This is a genomic window from Pedobacter sp. 05T44, from assembly GCF_056395985.1.
Genome location: NZ_JBFTKO010000004.1, coordinates 119,688 through 138,753 on the forward strand (window position 1 = coordinate 119,688; position 19,066 = coordinate 138,753).

General features: G+C 37.5%; 17 protein-coding genes and 1 riboswitch. Of the genes, 8 read left to right on the plus strand and 9 right to left on the minus strand.

What is annotated here, in order from left to right; genetic code table 11:
* Nucleotides 1–6 precede the first annotated feature (6 nt).
* Together AC1DDK_RS09145 and AC1DDK_RS09150 are read right to left on the minus strand one after the other, a co-directional pair.
* Complete coding sequence (locus AC1DDK_RS09145; protein WP_172663325.1) at nt 7–672, minus strand: FadR/GntR family transcriptional regulator; 666 nt, start codon at nt 670–672, stop codon at nt 7–9.
* 124 nt (nt 673–796) lie between these two features.
* A complete protein-coding gene (locus tag AC1DDK_RS09150; RefSeq protein WP_172663326.1) occupies nt 797–1,285 on the minus strand; it encodes a lipocalin family protein in 489 nt (162 codons plus the stop codon).
* 118 nt (nt 1,286–1,403) lie between these two features.
* On the opposite strand from AC1DDK_RS09150, the gene AC1DDK_RS09155 reads away from it, so the two are divergent.
* The 4 genes from AC1DDK_RS09155 (at nt 1,404) to AC1DDK_RS09170 (ending at nt 6,672) form a co-directional block, all read left to right on the plus strand.
* Nucleotides 1,404–2,522, plus strand: a complete 1,119-nt coding sequence (locus AC1DDK_RS09155; protein ID WP_337714901.1) for a trans-sulfuration enzyme family protein — start codon at nt 1,404–1,406, stop codon at nt 2,520–2,522.
* A 159-nt stretch (nt 2,523–2,681) separates the two neighbouring features.
* A riboswitch (SAM riboswitch) is annotated at nt 2,682–2,795 on the plus strand.
* Between the two features lie 239 nt (nt 2,796–3,034).
* Nucleotides 3,035–4,339 (plus strand): O-acetylhomoserine aminocarboxypropyltransferase/cysteine synthase family protein, encoded by a 1,305-nt coding sequence (locus tag AC1DDK_RS09160; protein WP_172663328.1) that lies wholly within the window; start codon nt 3,035–3,037, stop codon nt 4,337–4,339.
* Nucleotides 4,340–4,364: 25 nt separating this feature from the next.
* Complete coding sequence (locus tag AC1DDK_RS09165; RefSeq protein WP_172663329.1) at nt 4,365–5,423, plus strand: homoserine O-acetyltransferase family protein; 1,059 nt, start codon at nt 4,365–4,367, stop codon at nt 5,421–5,423.
* 7 nt (nt 5,424–5,430) lie between these two features.
* Nucleotides 5,431–6,672, plus strand: coding sequence for a homoserine dehydrogenase (locus AC1DDK_RS09170; protein ID WP_172663330.1), 1,242 nt, complete (start codon nt 5,431–5,433; stop codon nt 6,670–6,672).
* Nucleotides 6,673–6,737: 65 nt separating this feature from the next.
* On the opposite strand, the gene AC1DDK_RS09175 is transcribed toward AC1DDK_RS09170, so the two are convergent.
* From AC1DDK_RS09175 to AC1DDK_RS09185, 3 genes are read right to left on the minus strand one after another with little or no spacing between them, the layout of a single operon-like run.
* Nucleotides 6,738–8,069, minus strand: a complete 1,332-nt coding sequence (locus tag AC1DDK_RS09175; RefSeq protein ID WP_337714903.1) for a dihydrolipoamide acetyltransferase family protein — start codon at nt 8,067–8,069, stop codon at nt 6,738–6,740.
* Between the two features lie 50 nt (nt 8,070–8,119).
* Nucleotides 8,120–9,367: a competence/damage-inducible protein A gene (locus AC1DDK_RS09180; RefSeq protein WP_172663332.1), complete on the minus strand. Its 1,248-nt coding sequence runs from the start codon at nt 9,365–9,367 to the stop codon at nt 8,120–8,122.
* An 11-nt stretch (nt 9,368–9,378) separates the two neighbouring features.
* Complete coding sequence (locus AC1DDK_RS09185; protein ID WP_288883815.1) at nt 9,379–11,958, minus strand: putative LPS assembly protein LptD; 2,580 nt, start codon at nt 11,956–11,958, stop codon at nt 9,379–9,381.
* A gap of 131 nt (nt 11,959–12,089) precedes the next feature.
* Here AC1DDK_RS09185 and AC1DDK_RS09190 point away from each other — a divergent pair, with 131 nt between their 5' ends.
* From AC1DDK_RS09190 to AC1DDK_RS09200, 3 genes are read left to right on the plus strand one after another with little or no spacing between them, the layout of a single operon-like run.
* Complete coding sequence (locus AC1DDK_RS09190) at nt 12,090–12,968, plus strand: N-acetylmuramoyl-L-alanine amidase family protein (RefSeq protein WP_246269726.1); 879 nt, start codon at nt 12,090–12,092, stop codon at nt 12,966–12,968.
* Between the two features lie 26 nt (nt 12,969–12,994).
* On the plus strand, nt 12,995–13,840 hold the full coding sequence (locus AC1DDK_RS09195; RefSeq protein WP_172663335.1) for an N-acetylmuramoyl-L-alanine amidase family protein: 846 nt from the start codon (nt 12,995–12,997) through the stop codon (nt 13,838–13,840).
* A gap of 28 nt (nt 13,841–13,868) precedes the next feature.
* A complete protein-coding gene (locus AC1DDK_RS09200; protein WP_172663336.1) occupies nt 13,869–14,819 on the plus strand; it encodes an MlaD family protein in 951 nt (316 codons plus the stop codon).
* Here the strand turns inward: AC1DDK_RS09200 and AC1DDK_RS09205 are convergent, their stop codons facing one another.
* The 4 genes from AC1DDK_RS09205 to AC1DDK_RS09220 form a co-directional block, all read right to left on the minus strand.
* Entirely contained in the window at nt 14,820–15,731 is a 912-nt protein-coding gene (locus AC1DDK_RS09205) for a ribonuclease Z (RefSeq protein WP_288883817.1), read from the minus strand.
* Nucleotides 15,731–16,117 carry an STAS domain-containing protein gene (locus tag AC1DDK_RS09210; protein ID WP_048904961.1) on the minus strand — a complete coding sequence of 129 codons (387 nt, stop codon included), beginning with the start codon at nt 16,115–16,117 and terminating at the stop codon, nt 15,731–15,733. The genes AC1DDK_RS09205 and AC1DDK_RS09210 overlap by 1 nt, the downstream gene beginning before the upstream one ends.
* 78 nt (nt 16,118–16,195) lie before the next feature.
* On the minus strand, nt 16,196–17,149 hold the full coding sequence (locus AC1DDK_RS09215) for a phosphoribosylaminoimidazolesuccinocarboxamide synthase (protein WP_172663338.1): 954 nt from the start codon (nt 17,147–17,149) through the stop codon (nt 16,196–16,198).
* 36 nt (nt 17,150–17,185) lie between these two features.
* On the minus strand, nt 17,186–18,151 hold the full coding sequence (locus tag AC1DDK_RS09220; protein WP_172663339.1) for a PhoH family protein: 966 nt from the start codon (nt 18,149–18,151) through the stop codon (nt 17,186–17,188).
* Between the two features lie 102 nt (nt 18,152–18,253).
* On the opposite strand from AC1DDK_RS09220, the gene AC1DDK_RS09225 reads away from it, so the two are divergent.
* Nucleotides 18,254–19,033, plus strand: coding sequence for an SAM hydrolase/SAM-dependent halogenase family protein (locus AC1DDK_RS09225; protein WP_172663340.1), 780 nt, complete (start codon nt 18,254–18,256; stop codon nt 19,031–19,033).
* The last annotated feature ends 33 nt before the right edge of the window (nt 19,034–19,066 follow it).

A 19,066-nucleotide genomic window follows, 5' to 3' on the forward strand; every position in this document is an offset into this window, starting at 1 on the left:
AAATTTTTATTGAGATACGTGTCCTAATATTTTTGCGGCAATGTTCCAGGCCTTTTTTGGGTCTCCGGCGATAATGCTTTTTAGCAACTGCTCATGATATATGTAAGTTTCTTCGAAGGCTCTGGCATCTGAATGTGTTTGAAGGAACCAATTTTTTAAATGAATGGAGGCTGATTTATATAAGTCGGCAAGTATTTCATTCTTTGAAGCTTCGGCAATTGATATATGAAATTGCACATCTGCTTCAATACATTCATCTATTAATCCCTCCTTGGCGGCTCTTCTTCTGTTTTCCAGATGAGTTCTTATGATTATAATATCACTTTCAGTTCTGTTAAGTGCTGCTTTCTCTGCAATTTTCATTTCAAGTAATTGCCTAACCTCATCCAGATCTTTAACATTCGCACGCTTCAACCGCAAATCCATAGGTTCCCTATTTGCTGTTAGCTGATCTACAAAAGTTCCAATCCCTTGTTGAACTCTAAGTAACCCAGAATTAGCTAATATTTTTATGGCTTCCCTTATAGTTGAGCGTCCGACACCAAAGTTTTTCATTAATTCCGGTTCTATCGGCAACTGTTCATTCACTTTGTATTGTCCAAGAGAAATCTGCTCACTTAATCGCGCGGCTACTTCATCCGCAAGAGACTTTTTTTGTATAAGATCTTTCATGTTAATTCATCATATCATCAGATGAATTCAAAGGTAGAAATTAAAATACATCTAACAAAGAAATCAATAAAAAAAGGGCTCAAAACTAATTGAACCCTTTTCCCTAAACCAAACTATTTTACTCTTATTTCGCTGCTTTTGTAAAATTCAAGACAATGTAAGCAGTTTTTGCTCCATATTCTACAGGTGATTTAATAACCATACTATTGCCATCTGTAGAAGACAATACCGATCTGTAACCAGAAGTTACGTTTTTGGCTTTTTCGCCTTCAAAGATCTTTTTGAATTGGAATGTCTCGTCAGCAGGACTTACTGACCAGTATATTTTCTGAGTTTTTGCAGTACACTCTCCTCCACCTGGTAAGGTATAGCTTCCGTTTCCGCTATTAGTGAGACTCCAGGTACTTCCTTTGAAGCAAGTATAAGAACCTTCATCAAACAATGATTTTACTGCTGATTGCGGCAAGCCTTCAAATGTAATATCATTTAAAACCCAATTACCAGTTACATTACCTTTCTTTAAACTTTGAGTTGCACCACCTTTAGGCGAACAACTTTGCAAAACCATTAACGAACTGCATAAAATGGCTGCTATCAGTAATATTCTTTTCATATTCTTCTTTAATTTGATAATTCAATTACATAAATCTTGCCAAAACTTAAGGCGAATAACATTATACCCTTAACTTTGTTACATCTTATGCCCAATCTTAACTTTTAACCCCGTAATAATGAAGCCAGAAACACTTGCAATACATGCTGGAAATTTATATAAAGTCAGCACTAATGATGTTACACCTCCTATAAATCTATCTACCACATTCCTGAGAGATGAAGATGGTGGCTACTCTGGTGGACATATGTATAGCAGAGTAAGTAATCCAAATAGATCAGCACTGGAAAATGCGCTTTCAGAATTAGAAAAAGGTGTAGAAGCCTGTGCGTTTTCTTCAGGAAATACGGCTGGAATGGCAGTTTTTCAGGCTTTAAAACCAGGAAGCCATATCATTGCTCCTGACGACATGTACTGGGGTTTTAAAAAACAACTGCGGACCATTTTTAAAGATACTCTTGAAATTGATTTTATAGATCTTACGAACCTTGATAACATAGCAAAATTCATTAAGAAGAATACTGTATTGATATGGATAGAAACCCCTTCTAATCCATTATTAAAAATTACAGATATTGCCGGGGTTTCCAAAATCGCCAAGGAGAACAACCTTATTCTTGCATGCGACAGCACTTTTGCTTCGCCATGCTTACAAAACCCTATTGATTTTGGGGCGGATATTGTAATGCACTCTTCCACAAAATATATTGGTGGCCATAGTGATGTTCTGGGTGGGGTACTTATCACGGCAGAAAAAAATGAATTTTGGGAAAAGATCAGAAACATACAGCAAGTTGGTGGAGCAGTACCCTCTCCTTTCGATTGTTTTCTGTTAATAAGAAGTATCAAAACATTGGCATATCGCATGCGCGGCCACTGTACTAATGGATTGGCTTTAGCATTACATCTAGAAAAACACCCTGCTATTGAAAGAGTTTATTATCCGGGATTAATAACCCACCCTCAGTACGACATCGCAAAAAGGCAAATGAATGGCTATGGAGGAATGTTATCGGTGTTAGTTAAAGGTGGATCTGATGAAGCCAGAAAAGTGGTTAATAAAGTTAAAGTCTTTGCGCAGGCTACAAGTTTAGGTGGAGTTGAAAGTTTAATAGAACACCGTGCATCTGTTGAAGGACCTGACACCAAAACCCCACAAAATTTAATTCGGATATCTGTTGGGCTTGAGCATATAGATGATCTAATAGCAGATTTAGATCAGGCACTTGCAGGATAAAATCAAGCAACCCCATCAAAAAATTAATTTACAACACTGTAATACAACAAGTTAATAAATATCCAAAATATAATTTTGGATATTTATTAACTTAAATCTACATTTGCGATATCATTTAGCGAAAGCTAACCAAGTCAACCTTCCTTAATAAAAAGGTTTGATTTATAAAGAAGTGGCGAGAGACAGGCTCTTTGACCCACTGGCAACCCTCCCAAGATGGAGAAGGTGCCAATTCCTGACCAAAAGACATGGTGTCGTTTGGAAAGATAAATTGAAACAAAATGAAAACTGTAAGCATTACTTCAAATCTGTTTAATTATTGTTATCCTCAGCAGGCTAATTGCATGTGCTGTTGCATACTATAATTTACAAATCTTCCTTTTGCATTTCACATTCATACGGAAGGCCCCTTGCAGGGGTACGCTTAACAACGGTATACGTTTCCGAAGCTAAAATCTCCGCAACGTATCGACTCAAAAACATAACAGGAACCACTTAAAACTAAATATAACATGTCAACATCACATAAATTCGAAACATTACAAGTACATGCAGGTCAGGAAATTGATCCTACTACAGGATCAAGAGCTGTTCCAATATACCAAACTACCTCTTACGGTTTTAAGAACTCCGAACATGGTGCAAACTTATTTGCGCTAAAGGAATTCGGAAACATTTACACCAGGATCATGAATCCGACAACTGATGTTTTCGAAAAAAGAATAGCAGCACTTGAAGGCGGTGTGGCTGCTTTAGCCGTAGCTTCGGGACAGGCGGCTCAATTTATTGCATTAAATAATATCCTACAGGCAGGTGACAATTTTGTATCCTCATCTCATTTATATGGCGGATCATATAATCAGTTCAAAGTAAGCTTTAAACGTCTTGGTATTGAGGTTAGGTTTGCTAATGGCGATGATGCCAACGATTTTGAATCAAAAATCGATGCAAATACTAAAGCTATATATTTAGAAACCATTGGTAATCCTGCTTTCAGTATTGCCGATTTCGAAAAATTATCTGCCATTGCCAACAGACACGATTTACCGTTAATAGTAGATAATACTTTTGGCGCAGCTGGTTATCTGTTTAAACCTTTAGAACACGGGGCCCATGTTGTTGTGCAATCTGCTACCAAATGGATTGGCGGACATGGCACCAGTATTGGCGGGGTAATAGTAGATGGTGGAAATTACAACTGGGGAAATGGCAAATTCCCTCAATTTACCGAGCCATCAGAAGGATATCATGGTTTAATTTTTAATGATGTTTTTGGAATTGGTGGTCCTTTTGGAAATATTCAATTCATTATTCGTGCCCGCGTTGAAGGGTTAAGAGATTTTGGCCCGGCCATCTCTCCTTTCAACTCTTTCCTTTTAATTCAGGGATTAGAAACTTTATCACTTCGCGTGCAACGTCACGTAGATAACACACTTGCACTGGCGACCTGGTTAGAAAGCCATGATGCTGTGAAGAGCGTAAACTATCCCGGACTTGAAAGCAGTCCATACCATGCTAACGCCAAAAAGTATTTAAAGAATGGATTCGGTGCAGTGCTATCTTTTGAACTACATGGTGATAAAGAAAAAGCAACGGCATTGGTCGACAATCTTAAACTTGTTAGCCACCTTGCAAACCTGGGTGATGCAAAAACCCTTATCATACAACCTTCAGCAACTACGCATCAACAACTAAGTGACGAGGAACAAATTGCTGCAGGCATTACAGCCAGCCAGCTACGTGTTTCTGTAGGAATTGAACACATAGACGACATTAAGGCTGATTTTGAACAAGCCTTTGCTGCTATCAACAAATAAAATAAAACGCTACAAGATCTAAAGAATGAGCACTACTGCCACATATACGCATACAAAGTTATTTAAGCTAGAGAACGGGAAAAAACTACGCAAATTAGAGATTGCTTATCAAACTTATGGCAAACTAAATGCAAAGAAAGATAATGTGATCTGGGTATGCCATGCGCTTACAGCCAATGCTGATGTTTTAGACTGGTGGAAAGGACTTTTCGGCAATAACGACCTGTTTAACCCTGAGGAACACTTTATCATCTGTGCAAATGTATTAGGGTCTAATTACGGTACAACCAATCCATTAAGTATAAATCCGGTAACAGGGCAACCGTATTACCTTGCTTTTCCAGAATTTACCATCAGAGATTTGGTCGCTGCTCACCGCTTGCTTGCATCATATCTTGGCATTCAACACCTTAAAGTATTAATTGGCGGTTCTTTAGGCGGGCAACAAGCATTGGAATGGGCCATTACAGATAGCAAGAGCGTAGACAATCTAATTCTTGTAGCTACAAATGCAGTACACTCACCATGGGGAATTGCATTTAACGAGAGTCAGCGTTTAGCAATCAGCACTGATCGTACATTTTATGCACAGCAGCCAGATGGTGGCTTAAAAGGTTTAAAAGCCGCAAGAAGCATTGCTTTATTATCTTATCGCACTTATGAAGCATATTCAGCTACTCAATTAGAAAGTGTAAATGACAAAACAGGTTCATTCCGAGCCGCCTCTTACCAGAATTATCAGGGCGAAAAACTGTGTAAACGTTTTAATGCCTACAGCTATTGGTACTTGAGTAAAGCAATGGACAGCCATAATGTTGGCCGAAGCAGAAAAAGTATTGTTGATGCCTTAGCATTAGTTAAAGCGAATACGCTGGTAATAGGAATTGAAAACGATGTTCTGTTCCCGCTTTGTGAACAAGAGTTTTTAGCGAAGCATATTCCAGGAGCAGCACTCAAAAGTATTAGCTCTGCTTATGGCCACGATGGTTTTTTAATTGAGACAGACATATTAACCAACATAATTGGCACATTCTTAAAAGAAAGTGCAAATAAGAAAATAATTAAATTACATAAAACAGCATAGTATTTAGATGAGTAAGAAACTTAAGATCGGCTTATTTGGTTTTGGAGTTGTTGGACAAGGATTGCATGATATTATTCGCGGTCAGGACCTAAACCTTGAGATCGTTAAAATAGCTATTAAAAATCCTGAGAAAAAACGTAGCCTTGAGGCACATCTTTTCACCACAAATCATGACGAAATATTAGACAATAGTGAAATTAACACTGTAGTTGAGTTAATTGATGACGCAGAGATTGCCTACAACATCGTTAAAAGAGCATTAATCAGCGGTAAAAATGTAGTTTCTGCCAATAAAAAAATGATTGCTACTCATCTGGCCGAACTGGTTGAATTGCAAGAAAAACATAATGCATCTCTATTATATGAAGGTGCAGTTTGCGGCAGTATACCTATCATCCGTAATCTGGAAGAATATTACGACAATGAATTACTGCACGGTATAAGTGGAATATTCAACGGTTCATCTAACTACATTCTATCTAAAATATTTAATGAAAATCTTGAATATGGCGTGGCATTAAAGCAGGCGCAAGATCTTGGTTTTGCTGAATCTAATCCTATTCTGGATGTTGGAGGTTATGATCCTAAATTTAAATTGGCTATTGCAACTGCACATGCTTACGGGTTATTTATTGATCCTGATAAGATACTTAATGTTGGCATTCAGAACTTATCAGAGCATGACATTAAGTACGCCAGAGAGAAGAACTTTAGAATTAAACTTGTACCTACTGCGCGTAAAATAAGCACCAAGCAAATCATTACTTATGTATTGCCAAAGTTTGTAAAATCTGATGATTTTCTGTTCAATGTAGAAAACGAATACAACGGTGTAACTGTTCAGGCCGCCTTTGCTGATAAGCAATTCTTCTTTGGAAAAGGTGCAGGTGGTCACCCTACAGGAGCAGCTGTTTTATCAGATATAGCTGCACTAAGATATGATTATCGTTATGAGTATAAAAAATACCATCAACACAATGGGTTAGTTCATACCGACAATGTAAACATTGAAGTTTATTTGCGCTATACCCATGAGTATACATTGGAAAAGCTGCAGATAGATAATATTATTGAGCGGTTCTCCCGTAATGATTACAAATATGTAATTGGAAATGTAAGCCTGAAAACTTTATTGGCTAACCGCGACCTTCTTGAGCAAAAGGATGTTTTTATTGCTCATACTGGTAGGTACACTTACACCGAACAGCAAATCTTAAAGGTTTCTGAAGAGGAAGTGATATTTAACTAGTTATTATTTTTGCTTTGTTTTGATAGTGAAAAGGCCCCATTCGGGGCCTTTTGCTTTATGTTATTTTATATTTCTCTGTTCAAATCCCAATTTTCAAGATAATCAGCTACTCTTCTTACAAAAGATCCACCCAACGCTCCATCTACAACTCTATGGTCATAGGAAAGCGAAAGGAACATCATATGGCGTATAGCGATTACATCGCCAAATTCTGTTTCTAATACTGCTGGTTTCTTTTTAATTGCGCCTACGGCTAAAATGGCGACCTGTGGTTGATTAATAATAGGTGTACCCATTACATTACCAAAAGAACCTACATTAGTCAGTGTAAACGTTCCATTTTGCGTTTCATCAGGCTTAAGCTTAGAAATACGTGCTCTTTTCGCCAAATCGTTTACCGATTTAGTTAATCCAACCAAATTAAACTGATCTGCATTTTTAATAACAGGAACAATCAGGTTCCCACTAGGTAAAGCAGCGGCCATGCCGATGTTAATATCTCTCTTTTTAATAATCTGGTTTCCATTTACTGAAACGTTGATCATTGGATAATCTTTTATTGCCTTGGCAACAGCTTCTATAAATAATGGAGTAAAAGTAATCTTCTCATTCTCGCGTTTTTCAAAGGTTCCCTTCACCTTATCACGCCACAGGACCAGATTAGTCACATCTGCTTCAACAAATGATGTTACGTGAGCCGAAGTGTGCTTACTCATTACCATATGTTCGGCAATTAATTTACGCATCCTATCCATCTCGATAATCTCATCACCACCACTTACACTTGTCAATGGCTGAGATACAGATGCAGGTTTAACAGTTTCTTCTTTAACAGATGTTTCAGTTTTAGCTGCTTGTGGAGCAGGAGCTATTGAAGGTGCTCCCCCTTTTTTATTTTGAATATAATTTAACAAGTCATCCTTAGTCAAACGTCCATCAGCACCAGTACCAGATATAGCATCTAATTCACTTATCGCAATATTTTCCCGAGCAGCTATATTTTTCACTAAAGGAGAATAAAAACGATCAGAACCACTATCTTCTTTCGCAGCGCCTCTGGCATCATTTGATGCCAATTGTTCTGTTCCGGGAATGCTTTCAACAATAGACTGTTCTGCCGCAGGTATGGTAACTGCAACATCCTCAGCAGCATCAGAATCAGTTTCAATAATCGCAATTACAGTACCTACCTGCACAATTTCATCTTCCTTGAACAACTGTTTAATTAGCTTACCTGCTATTGGTGATGGAACTTCAGAATCAACCTTATCTGTAGCAATTTCCAGAACCGTATCATCCATCTCTATCATATCCCCGGGCTGTTTAACCCATTTAATGATGGTTGCTTCTGCAACACTTTCCCCCATTTTAGGTAACAATAATTCGTATTGAGCCATTTTTTATTTCATGATTGATATCGGATGCAAAAGTAAAGTATTTTGAACACTTAATCCCCATATTGGTTAAGTTCATTCAAAATCATGGTCAAAGCTGCTATGGCTGAACGTTCTATGTTTTGCGCTCTTTTATTTCCAAAACTATAAACCCTTGCCACAACACGCTTACTACTCGCTACCGCAATCCACACTGTACCAACGGGTTTACCAGGCATACCACCATCCGGACCAGCAATTCCACTTACCGCTACAGCATAATCTGTTTTAAAATGATCTATTGCTCCCTGAGCCATTTCTTTTACGGTCTGTTCGCTCACTGCACCGTAATTATTTAAGGTTTTAGGGCTAACACCCAAAACGGATTCCTTAAGTTCATAAGAATAGACGACTGCCCCTCCAACATAAACAGATGAACATCCTGGATGTTGTGTAATCAAGTGGGCAATATAACCACCGGTGCAACTTTCGGCGGTCGAAAGCGTAAGCTTTCTCTCATCCATTATATTTAGAATTGCCTTTTCAAGGGCAATATCCTCTTCCACAACAACGTTTTTCTTTACTTTAGCAATAATCTGCTGAGCATAAATTTCTACCTCATTTTTCAGTATTGCTTCATTAGTTCCTGTGCTGCTCAGTCTTAAACGTACCTGACCTAGTCTTGGCAGGTATGCAAGTTTAATATGCTCAGGTAAGCTATTTTCAATATCCTCAATTTCAGCAGCTAAAAATGACTCTCCTATATTAGCGGTAAGTATGGTTTTATGAACAATGAATGGAAGTTTAAATGCTCCCTTTAAACGAGGCAGAATCTGTTCCTGCATCAGGTACATCATTTCAAATGGAACACCTGGCATAGATACAATGATGTTCCCATTATGCTCAAACCACATACAAGGCGCTGTCCCGTTCTCATTTTTGATAACCGTACAACCTTCCGGAACATCGGCCTGTTTTATATTAGATTCGATCATTGGCCTGTTATGCCGCTTAAAGATCTCAGTAATGTGCGCCAATGTATCCTCATCCCTCCTAAACCCCATATTAAAATATTTGGCGAGGGTTATTTTTGTAATATCATCTTTAGTGGGGCCTAGCCCACCGGTAATCAGAATCACTTTTGCTCTTTTTTCAGCAAGTGCTAAAGCTTCAGATATATGATCAGCATCGTCAGATACTGAGGTAATTTGTTTTACCTTAATTCCTATCAGATTAAGTTCTTTGGCCATCCAGGCAGAATTGGTATCTACAATCTGACCAATAAGAATCTCATCTCCTATCGTTATTATTTCAGCTAGCATAAATTCAAATATTAGAATCGGGTATAGTAATTCTTTCTCTTGCTCAGTTTTAAATCCTGAAGCACTGATGCTTTTACTTTGATGTCCACAGAATAAAACTGATAAGCACCAAAAGGAATCCAGCTAAAGCTCATATCCCAGCAATGTAAATCTCGATATATAGCTAAAGAGGTTTGCGAGAAGGTACTCGCCTTAAAATCCCAACCAGAATTAAACTGGACTTTCCATTTCGGGGTGATATTGGCATCACCATTAAAATTCAAAGTATTGGTGATCGTTGAATTTTGACCAACCCTGTCTGTATTGTAATTAAAAGTATAGCTAAAGGCAAAGTTCCACGGAATTTTAAAATCCACAAATGCATTAGGGTCCCTGCTTACTTTGGCAAGTTCCTCCGACTGCTCTGGTGTCATACCTGTCTTTGCAGCTTTATCCTTTAAATTCTGTTCGTTTTCATTCTTCTTTTTTAAAGCCTCAGGATTTAAACTATAATTAAAGGAGAAACCAAAATTAGTTAGACGAGGCAGTTTACCCACATTCCATACGTAGTCATCGATTAGTTTCCTGCTCACCTTTCCAGTCAAAACATCTACAGTATCCGTATATCTATACGGATCTAAAGTACCATAATAATTTACGCCTAACTTATCTGTAAACTGCGAACGCCCGCTAAATCCAAGGGTCGATAGTTTAAAGCTTGGGGCCAGAAAATTGTATGAACCGCTAATACTTAAACCCTGGATAATAGGAATTTTTTTATCGCCTTTTCCTGTAGTATCATTTGGAGTAAGCACCTTTGCTTCAACCGTATTGTCTAAACTGAATGAAATTGAAGCAGAGCGACCAGCTCCCGGAAAGCCATAAGGTGAGCCTTCAAAGATTGAATATTTTTGCTGCTGTCCGTCCGATCCAATTTTTGGAGTTCCGTCAGTATAGTAAGCAAGTTTATAATATCCTTTAGCTACATCCGAAAAATCTGGTCTGTAGCTAAAACTTACCTGAGGGGTCATCACATGCCTCAATGCTTTGAAGTTACCAAACTTATTAAACTGAGCCGTACTATAAATCTTTGTAGATACGCCCATGTTTAAGCTATACTCACCATTGCGTTTAAAACCTGCAACCGTGTCAATTATCTCCTGATCACCGCTATTTAGAACCTTTAAATAAGATTTACGTACCGTTTGAAATTGCCACCTCTCGGTATAGGATACCCCTGTATTGAAATTAAAATAATCCGCTATATTAAAGGCCATATTTACTGGGATCTGGTGACTAACCCCATTTTTAAATTTATTAAGCGACTCTCTTTTAAATAACTGATCTTCCGTTGTTGTAATGGTATTACTAGCCTGCATGCTATAACCAACGGTTATCTTTTGATACCACTTTTGTTCTCCTAGCCTATCCTTTGAATCAAATGGATTAAAGGTTGGGACACTTAAACTGATATCGGGTAAGCGTAGGCTTACAGACTTATTTTGTGTTTCCTGAGAACCATCTGCCGCAATACCAAGGGTTATTCCGTTGCCAAAAACCCGGCCATAAGACACGGATGACCTTAAAGTATTTTTAGTAAACTGATTATAATCATAACTGGCTCCCCCGGCTGTGTTTTGATTAAAGGAACTTGTACCGGCATCTACCGAGGCAGAAAATGTTGTCCCCGGTTTTGCATTTGCATTCTGACTGTGCGTCCACTGCAGGTTAAAATCCTTTCTTGGTGTATATTCAGGTGTACCTTCCAGACCATACCTTGAATTTGAATATCGGAAGTTTATGTTACCGTTATACTTATATCTTTTCGTATAATTAGAGAGTAATGAGCCTTCGTATGAACCTCTGGTATAAATTGTAGCCAGCATTTTTGCATCCCAGTAATCGTTTAGACCAAGGTAATAGCCCCCATCCCGCAGAAAAAAACCTCTTGTATAATCTTCACCAGGACTGGGCAGAATGACCCCAGAGGATTTCTTGTTAGGCTTGGGAAAAAATGCAAAGGGTAAACCAATAGGTAAAGGAATGTCCTCTATTTTTAAATATACAGGGCCGGTAATAATCTGATTTTCGGTAACAATGCCCTTTGTAATATAAATACCAAAGTGCGGATGTGGTAGGTTACAGGTACTATAGGTCTGGCCTTTACTATGAATTTCATCATCCGGTTGCTTCTTTGCTTTACCTCCTGTAAAGAATCCTCCCTCCTGCTCCGTATATACTCCCCATATACGACCAACACTGGTTTCTGTATTATAAAACAGTGAGTCTGCAAGCGATGTGGATTGCCCGGTCATTTTAACAATAGGCCTGCCGACATACTTTCCCTTAGCATCAGTTCTTCCACTGGCATAAATCTGCTTGGTTTTTGAATTGTAAGTAATATAATCGGCATCAAGTTCGAAATCCTGGTACTTAACCCTGGCTTTCCCATATAGGTAAACCATTTCCTTCTCTTTATCCACAAAACTGGAATCTTGAGCAGAGTATTCTATTTTCTCACTGGCAGTCGTATCTTTTGGCGCAGTTTGTGCGTTACCTTTCTTAGTGGTGTCTGCTTGTTTAATTACTTGCTGCCATGAAAAATTATTCAAAGCAAGGGCTCGATTACCAACAGATGTTAATAAAACAATGAAGTTTAAAAAAATGATGTACCGTAAAAGTTTCAAATTCGTGTGTGAATGTTATTTTTGCATTAATGTTTAATCCAAAACGTTCAAAATTAATGAAAAATATACCATTGCTCAGACCAAATGCGATTTTGATTGTATTTATTTCTGCAGTTATTATTACTATATCTAATTATCAGGCATTTACGCAAGAATATAAAATAAAAACTATTGTTATTGACGCCGGACATGGTGGCAAAGATGGCAGTACAAGAGGGCTCTACTCTACTGAAAAAGATGTAGCCCTTAAAACAGCATTACACCTGGGTGCTGCCATTGAAGCGAATATGAAGGATGTAAAAGTAATTTACACAAGAACTGAGGATGTTTTTATTCCTCTTTATGAGCGTATTGCTATCGCAAATAATGCAAAAGCAGATCTTTTCATTTCAATTCACTGCAATGATATGCCGGTATACAGGTCAACTGTAGTCACTGGGTATAGAAAAAACAGCAGGGGGAAAAGAGTTCCAATAACAAGCACAGTTAGCAGAAAAAGCACATCTACAAGAGGAGTCGAAACATTTGTTTCAGGTATGGGACGCGTAAATGAACAAGACGAAGCTATTAAAAGAGAAAATGCATCCATATTCTTAGAGGAAAACTACAAGGAAAATTACGAAGGCTTCGACCCGAACAATCCTGAAAATTTCATTATACTTTCTCTAATGAAAAATACTTTCAGAACCCAAAGTTTAAAACTGGCTAAACTGGTACAAGATCAATACATTAATGTTGGCCGCATCGATCGTGGTGTTCAGGAAAAAAGTCTCGCAGTTTTGGCTCGTGCAGGTATGCCTGCCATATTAACCGAAATTGGTTTCATAAGTAACCCTGATGAAGAAGACTATATGAATTCTGAGGCCGGACAAACTGAAATAACCAATTGTCTGTTAAAGGCTATTGAAAACTACAAGAAAAGCATAGAAGGATAAATAATTGAATCAATAACTATTATTAGATGAGTGTAAAGAAAAATGCAGCCCTGTTATTATTACTATGTTTATTTAGTTCACAACTAGTATTTTCCCAAACTTATAAAGTTAAAACTATTGTTATTGATGCCGGACATGGCGGAACGAAGCCTGGTGCCAGAGGAAGTTTTTCATTGGAAAAAAATGTAGCGCTAAAAGTAGCTTTAAAGCTAGGCAAAAAGCTCGAAGAAGAATTACCCGGAGTAAAAATCCTTTATACCAGAAAAACAGATGTTGATGTAGATTTTTATAAAAGAGCTGCCCTTGCAAATGACAATAAAGCCGATCTTTTCATTTCTATTCACTGTAACTCAATGCCTGATAAAAGGGTGGTTACCGGTTATACAAAAAACAGAAGAGGCAAAAAGACCCCTAAATATTCGTATGTAAAGAATAAATCTACAAGTGGCACTGAAACATTTGTTGCAGGTTCTCACCGCTTAAATGAGCAAGATGCCGCCATTAGGGAAAATGAGGACATCAAGCTCGAAAAGAATTATAAGCAAAATTATAATGGCTACGATCCTAATGATCCTGAAACATTTATTATACTATCTTTGTTCAAAAATATATTTAGGGATAAGAGTCTGAAATTAGCTAAATTAATTCAGCACAATTATACCAACGATGACAATAGAGTAAACAGGGGGATTAAGGAACAAGGACTCTTAATTCTTCAAAGATGCGGAATGCCGGCGGTACTAACAGAAATTGGATTTATTTCTAACCCTACCGAAGAAGAATACATGAATTCAGCGCATGGACAAGAAGAAATTGTTAATTCAATTTTCAAGGCAATAAAAACTTACAAAAAGGAAACCGAAACAAATTAAGTAAATACATACCAAGAACATACACTGAATGAAGATAGCAAACGAAACCAAAGTAGGCATACTAGCTGCCTTTTCTATAGCCCTGTTAATTATAGGATATAATTTTTTAAAGGGGAATGCCATTTTTTCAAGTGAAACTGTTTTATATGCAAAATATTCGCGTGTTGATGGTCTGGCGGTATCCAAACCGGTTTTAATTAATGGCTATCAAATTGGCCGTGTAGATAAACTGGAATTACAAACAGACGGCTCAATTGTTGCCACGCTTAAAATCAAGGGCAAATACGAGATCCCAAGAAATAGTATTGCCAAGCTTGAAAGCACCGACCTTTTAGGAAGTAAAGCAATTGTAATGGCGCTGGGTACTGGTAATGATTTTGCTCAGGATGGTGACACATTGAATGCAAACGTTCAAAAAGGAATTCTTGAAACGGTACAACCAGTTCAGAAAAAAGCTGAGTTAATTATTGGAAAAATGGACTCCATTCTAACAAGTGTGAATTCCATCTTGAATCCAAATTTCCAAAAGAATGTTGATAAAAGCTTTAACAGCATAGCCTCTACCCTTTCGTCTTTAGAATCTACCTCTAAAAAGGTTGATAATCTAGTTGGTTCAGAAGGCACCCGCATATCTGCAATTCTTGCCAATGTAGAAGCAATTTCGGGCAATCTAAAGCAGAACAACGCCAAAATATCTGCCATTTTGAACAATATCAATTCGATTACGGATCAGGTAGCTGCAGCTAATTTCAAACAAACAATAGATAATGCAAATAAAGCTGTTGCAGATCTTCAAACTATAGTAGGTAAAATCAATAATGGTGAAGGAACACTAGGCCTGTTAGTTAACGATACAAAAATGTACGACAATCTAAACAATGCGTCTAAAAGCCTTGATAACCTGATGATAGATCTGAAAGCAAACCCAAAACGTTATGTTCACTTCTCCATATTTGGTGGGGGTAAAAAGGATAAGTAATCAAATAATATAAGTATTACCTTCTATTGCAAGTTCAGTGTTTTCAAAAACAGATTTTGCTTCATCCAAAAGAGGTTGCAACGTCTTGTATCTTGATGAAAAGTGACCGATAAGCAATTTTGCAGCCCCGGTCATTTTGGCTATCTCACCGGCCTGTAAAGCCGTCGTATGATGTGTTATATTTGCGCGGTCTAGCATTTCATGTAAGAATGTAGCCTCGTGATACAGCAAATCACAATCTGCAATGTTGTTAAAATATGTTTCATCAAACAATGTATCAGAACAATACCCATATTTTTTAGGGGTATCAGAGTCGGTAGTATAATCCTTATTCAAGATAACTCTGCCATCAGGTAAATTAAGATCAACACCTCTTTTTAACAAAGGATAATACTCAATATCGATCTGCTCTTCCTCCAATTTTTCAACAATGAGCTTACGCAGTCGTTTCTTTTGGATAAACTTAAATCCCGTGCATGGAATTCTATGATTTAAAACAAAGCTATCAACAACCAGATCAGCATTTTCAAAAATCTGAACAGATTCATTTGCCTGAGTGACCACAAATTCAATCGGATACCTAATTACCGTTTCTGAATATTTAAACTGAAGGGCCAGTATTTCCTGTAAAGGTTCCGGCGCAAATATCTTAATAGGCTTAACACGTCCGTTTAAGTGCAGACTGGAAAGCAAACCTATTAAACCAAAATAATGGTCGCCATGTAAATGGCTTATAAACACATAATCTATCTTGCTCGCTTTAAAGCCATATTTGATCAACTGCTGCTGAGTACCCTCACCACAGTCGATCAAATAAAACTTCTCATTGCAATTTAAAAGCTGTGCTGTAGGATTTCTATTATATACGGGCGTGGCAGAGCTGCTCCCTAAAATAGTAACCTCAAATTTCATTAATCTTTATCTACGCTTCCCAACAACTCTTTTTCTATTTCTTCCATAAAGATTAGATCAGTTGCTTCATCAAGTTTTGACACAATTGTTAGCGATTGGTCTAAATTGGACATTTCCAATATTTTAGCCACAACCTCATTTATTCCTGTTACAATAAACAGGCCATTAGATTTCTTACAAAGTCTGTCTCCAACAAGCAAACTGCTCAGATCCTGAGAATCATCACATTGCTTTATAGCCGATAAGTCTAATACGATATTACGATATCCCTCTGTATTCAATAAGATGAATTCAGATTTCAATTTCGGTGTATTATCGTTCGTAAACTTAGATTCATTAAGCTTCAAAACAACATACTTTTCATGCTTATCTACTGAAAATTTCATGATATTGATTTATTTAGTTTGATTACGAATGTAGTTAAAATTCTCTGATTTATTTAATTATTGAAGTAGATTAGATGTCTACGCCGATAAGAGTTTACTTATAGAATCAGCCACATTTTTTTCTATCCTGCTTACCACATCAGCTGTCTCATTTTTCACAAACTGATCTCCCGTTATTTGTTCATAAAGCTCAATGTAACGATCAGATATAGAGTTCACAATTTCAGCAGACATCACCGGAATGGTTTGCCCATCCTTACCCTGAAATCCATTTTCTATTAGCCATTTCCTTACAAATTCCTTAGACAACTGTTTCTGTGGTTCATTCCTATCTTGTCTGTCTGCATAACCTTCTGCATAAAAATAACGAGAAGAATCTGGCGTATGAATCTCATCAATTAAATAAATATCTGAGCCAACTTTACCGAATTCATATTTAGTATCTACAAGGATAAGACCTCGCTCAGCAGCCATTTGGGTACCACGCTCGTACAATGCATAAGTATAATTTTCAAGATGGGTATAATCTGCAACAGACACGATGCCTTTGGCTAAAATATCTTCTTTAGAAATATCCTCATCATGCCCCACAGAGGCTTTAGTTGTAGGCGTTATAATTGGGTTAGGTAATTTATCATTTTCCTTTAAACCATCTGGCAAAGCTACTCCGCAAACACTGCGTTTCCCGGCGCTGTATTCTCTCCAGGCATGCCCTGCTAAATAACCTCTAATTACCATTTCCACTTTAAATGGCTCACAAATACGTCCGATGGTAACCATTTCATCAGGTACATCAATAACCCAGTTCGGAACAATGTCTTTTGTTGCACCTAAAAATTTAGCCGCTATCTGGTTCAATACTTGTCCTTTAAAAGGTATTGCCTCAGGTAAAACCACATCAAATGCAGATATCCTGTCTGTTACTACCATTGCCATAAATTGGTTGTTAATGGTATAAACATCTCTCACTTTTCCTTTGTAAAAATTTGTCTGCTTAGGGAAGCTAAAATTTGTTTCTTTAATTGCTGTCATGCTATGTGCTAAAAAGCTTTTATTGTTTATTTAAAATTACTGAATATCACCATAGGCTTTCAATATTCTTTTAACCAGTTTGTGTCTTACCACATCTTCACCTGTTAAATAAATAATATCAATACCTGGTATATCTTCAAGAATACGCAGCGCGTTATGTAAACCCGACATCTGCTTTTTCGGTAAATCTATTTGAGTTATATCGCCCGTTACAATGAATTTTGCTGATGGCCCCATACGGGTCAAAAACATTTTCAATTGTAAATCAGTGGAGTTCTGTGCCTCATCCAAAATTACAAAACAGTTATCAAGTGTCCTTCCACGCATAAAAGCAAGTGGGGCAATCTCGATAGTCCTGTTTTCAATATATAATTTAAGTTTTTCGGCAGGGATCATATCGTCCAGTGCATCATACAATGGGCGTAAATAAGGATCAACCTTTTCCTTCAAATCGCCGGGTAAAAACCCAAGATTCTCTCCTGCCTCAACAGCAGGTCTGGTTAAGATGATACGCTTGATTTCTTTGTTTTTTAATGCTCTTACTGCAAGGGCAACGGCTGTGTAAGTTTTTCCGGTCCCGGCAGGTCCGATAGCAAAGAGCACATCATTTTTATTAATACTCTCAACCATCTTCCGCTGATTGGCGGTCCTGGCTTTCACCATTAAACCATTGGTACCAAACACAATGACTTCTCCACCTCCCCCGTTGCTGGTTTTTTCAGCAGCGGGCTCGTCGGCCGACTGTATTTTCTTTGAAACCAAAATAGATTCTACATCATTCGCAGTTAAAGAGCTATACTTCTCTAACTGACTAATCAGTTGACCATACTTCTTTTCAAAAACCTTAAGTTCCTGTTCGTCACCTAATACCTTTACTTCGTTTCCTCTTGCCACAATCTTTAATTTTGGAAAAGCACTTTTAACCAGCTCATAATGCTCGTTATTAGCACCCCAAAATTGTACCGGATCTACCGATTCTAATGTTAATTTTAGTTCGTTCAAAATATTGTTTTTTAGATTGGAGTGTATATTTTGATTTAAAAGTTGAATATTTGTACGCGTTTTACCACCTACGCAAGATTAAGAATAAATATTCAATTTTTAATGGCCATTATTACTTTAACAACAGATTTAGGTTCTAAAGATTTCTATCAGGCTGCCCTTAAGGGTAGTATCCTGAGTATCCTGCCTACAGCTAACATTGTTGACGTAACTCATGAAGTGCCATCTTTTAATATTTCCCACGCTGCATTCGTTTTAAAGAACGTATACCCTTACTTCCCCAAGGGCACGGTTCACCTTATTGGTATTGATTCTGTATTTAGCGAAAACACAAAATATATTGCACTAAGACATAAAGATCATTTCTTTGTAGGTGCCGATAACGGAATTTTCTCATTACTTTTTAACGAGAAGCCCGAAGAGATTGTGGAGTTAAATATTATGCAGGACCTCAAATATCTTCACTTTCCCCTGGTTGATATTTTTGTTAAAGCTGCAACGCAGCTTGCCAAAGGTGCGAAGCTTAGGGACATCGGTGTACCAACAGAAAGTATTGAAGAAAGAATGTTGTTAAATCCGGTTATTGAACGCGACATCATTAGGGGCAGCGTAATCTATATTGACACCTTCTGCAATGTTATAACCAACATCACAAAAGATCTTTTTACAAAAATTCAGCGTAACCGCGACTTCACCTTGTATTTCAGAAAAAGTGAAACCATTACGCAGTTGAGCTGGCATTATAATGAAGTGCCTGAAGGTGAAAAATTGTGCCTGTTTGGAATCAGTAACCATCTTGAAATTGCCATTAACAAAGGAAAGGCCAGCGGATTATTAGGTTTACACCTTAACGACATTATCAGAATCGAATTTCATCCTTAAAAATGCATTTCCCATCAGGCATGGAGTTTGCTT

Coding starts and splice junctions, on each gene's coding strand:
- AC1DDK_RS09145 (WP_172663325.1), bottom strand. CDS start 672: ATGAAAGATCTTATACAAAAAAAGTCTCTTGCGGATGAAGTAGCCGCG.
- AC1DDK_RS09150 (WP_172663326.1), bottom strand. CDS start 1,285: ATGAAAAGAATATTACTGATAGCAGCCATTTTATGCAGTTCGTTAATG.
- AC1DDK_RS09155 (WP_337714901.1), top strand. CDS start 1,404: ATGAAGCCAGAAACACTTGCAATACATGCTGGAAATTTATATAAAGTC.
- AC1DDK_RS09160 (WP_172663328.1), top strand. CDS start 3,035: ATGTCAACATCACATAAATTCGAAACATTACAAGTACATGCAGGTCAG.
- AC1DDK_RS09165 (WP_172663329.1), top strand. CDS start 4,365: ATGAGCACTACTGCCACATATACGCATACAAAGTTATTTAAGCTAGAG.
- AC1DDK_RS09170 (WP_172663330.1), top strand. CDS start 5,431: ATGAGTAAGAAACTTAAGATCGGCTTATTTGGTTTTGGAGTTGTTGGA.
- AC1DDK_RS09175 (WP_337714903.1), bottom strand. CDS start 8,069: ATGGCTCAATACGAATTATTGTTACCTAAAATGGGGGAAAGTGTTGCA.
- AC1DDK_RS09180 (WP_172663332.1), bottom strand. CDS start 9,367: ATGCTAGCTGAAATAATAACGATAGGAGATGAGATTCTTATTGGTCAG.
- AC1DDK_RS09190 (WP_246269726.1), top strand. CDS start 12,090: ATGAAAAATATACCATTGCTCAGACCAAATGCGATTTTGATTGTATTT.
- AC1DDK_RS09195 (WP_172663335.1), top strand. CDS start 12,995: ATGAGTGTAAAGAAAAATGCAGCCCTGTTATTATTACTATGTTTATTT.
- AC1DDK_RS09200 (WP_172663336.1), top strand. CDS start 13,869: ATGAAGATAGCAAACGAAACCAAAGTAGGCATACTAGCTGCCTTTTCT.
- AC1DDK_RS09205 (WP_288883817.1), bottom strand. CDS start 15,731: ATGAAATTTGAGGTTACTATTTTAGGGAGCAGCTCTGCCACGCCCGTA.
- AC1DDK_RS09210 (WP_048904961.1), bottom strand. CDS start 16,117: ATGAAATTTTCAGTAGATAAGCATGAAAAGTATGTTGTTTTGAAGCTT.
- AC1DDK_RS09215 (WP_172663338.1), bottom strand. CDS start 17,149: ATGACAGCAATTAAAGAAACAAATTTTAGCTTCCCTAAGCAGACAAAT.
- AC1DDK_RS09225 (WP_172663340.1), top strand. CDS start 18,254: ATGGCCATTATTACTTTAACAACAGATTTAGGTTCTAAAGATTTCTAT.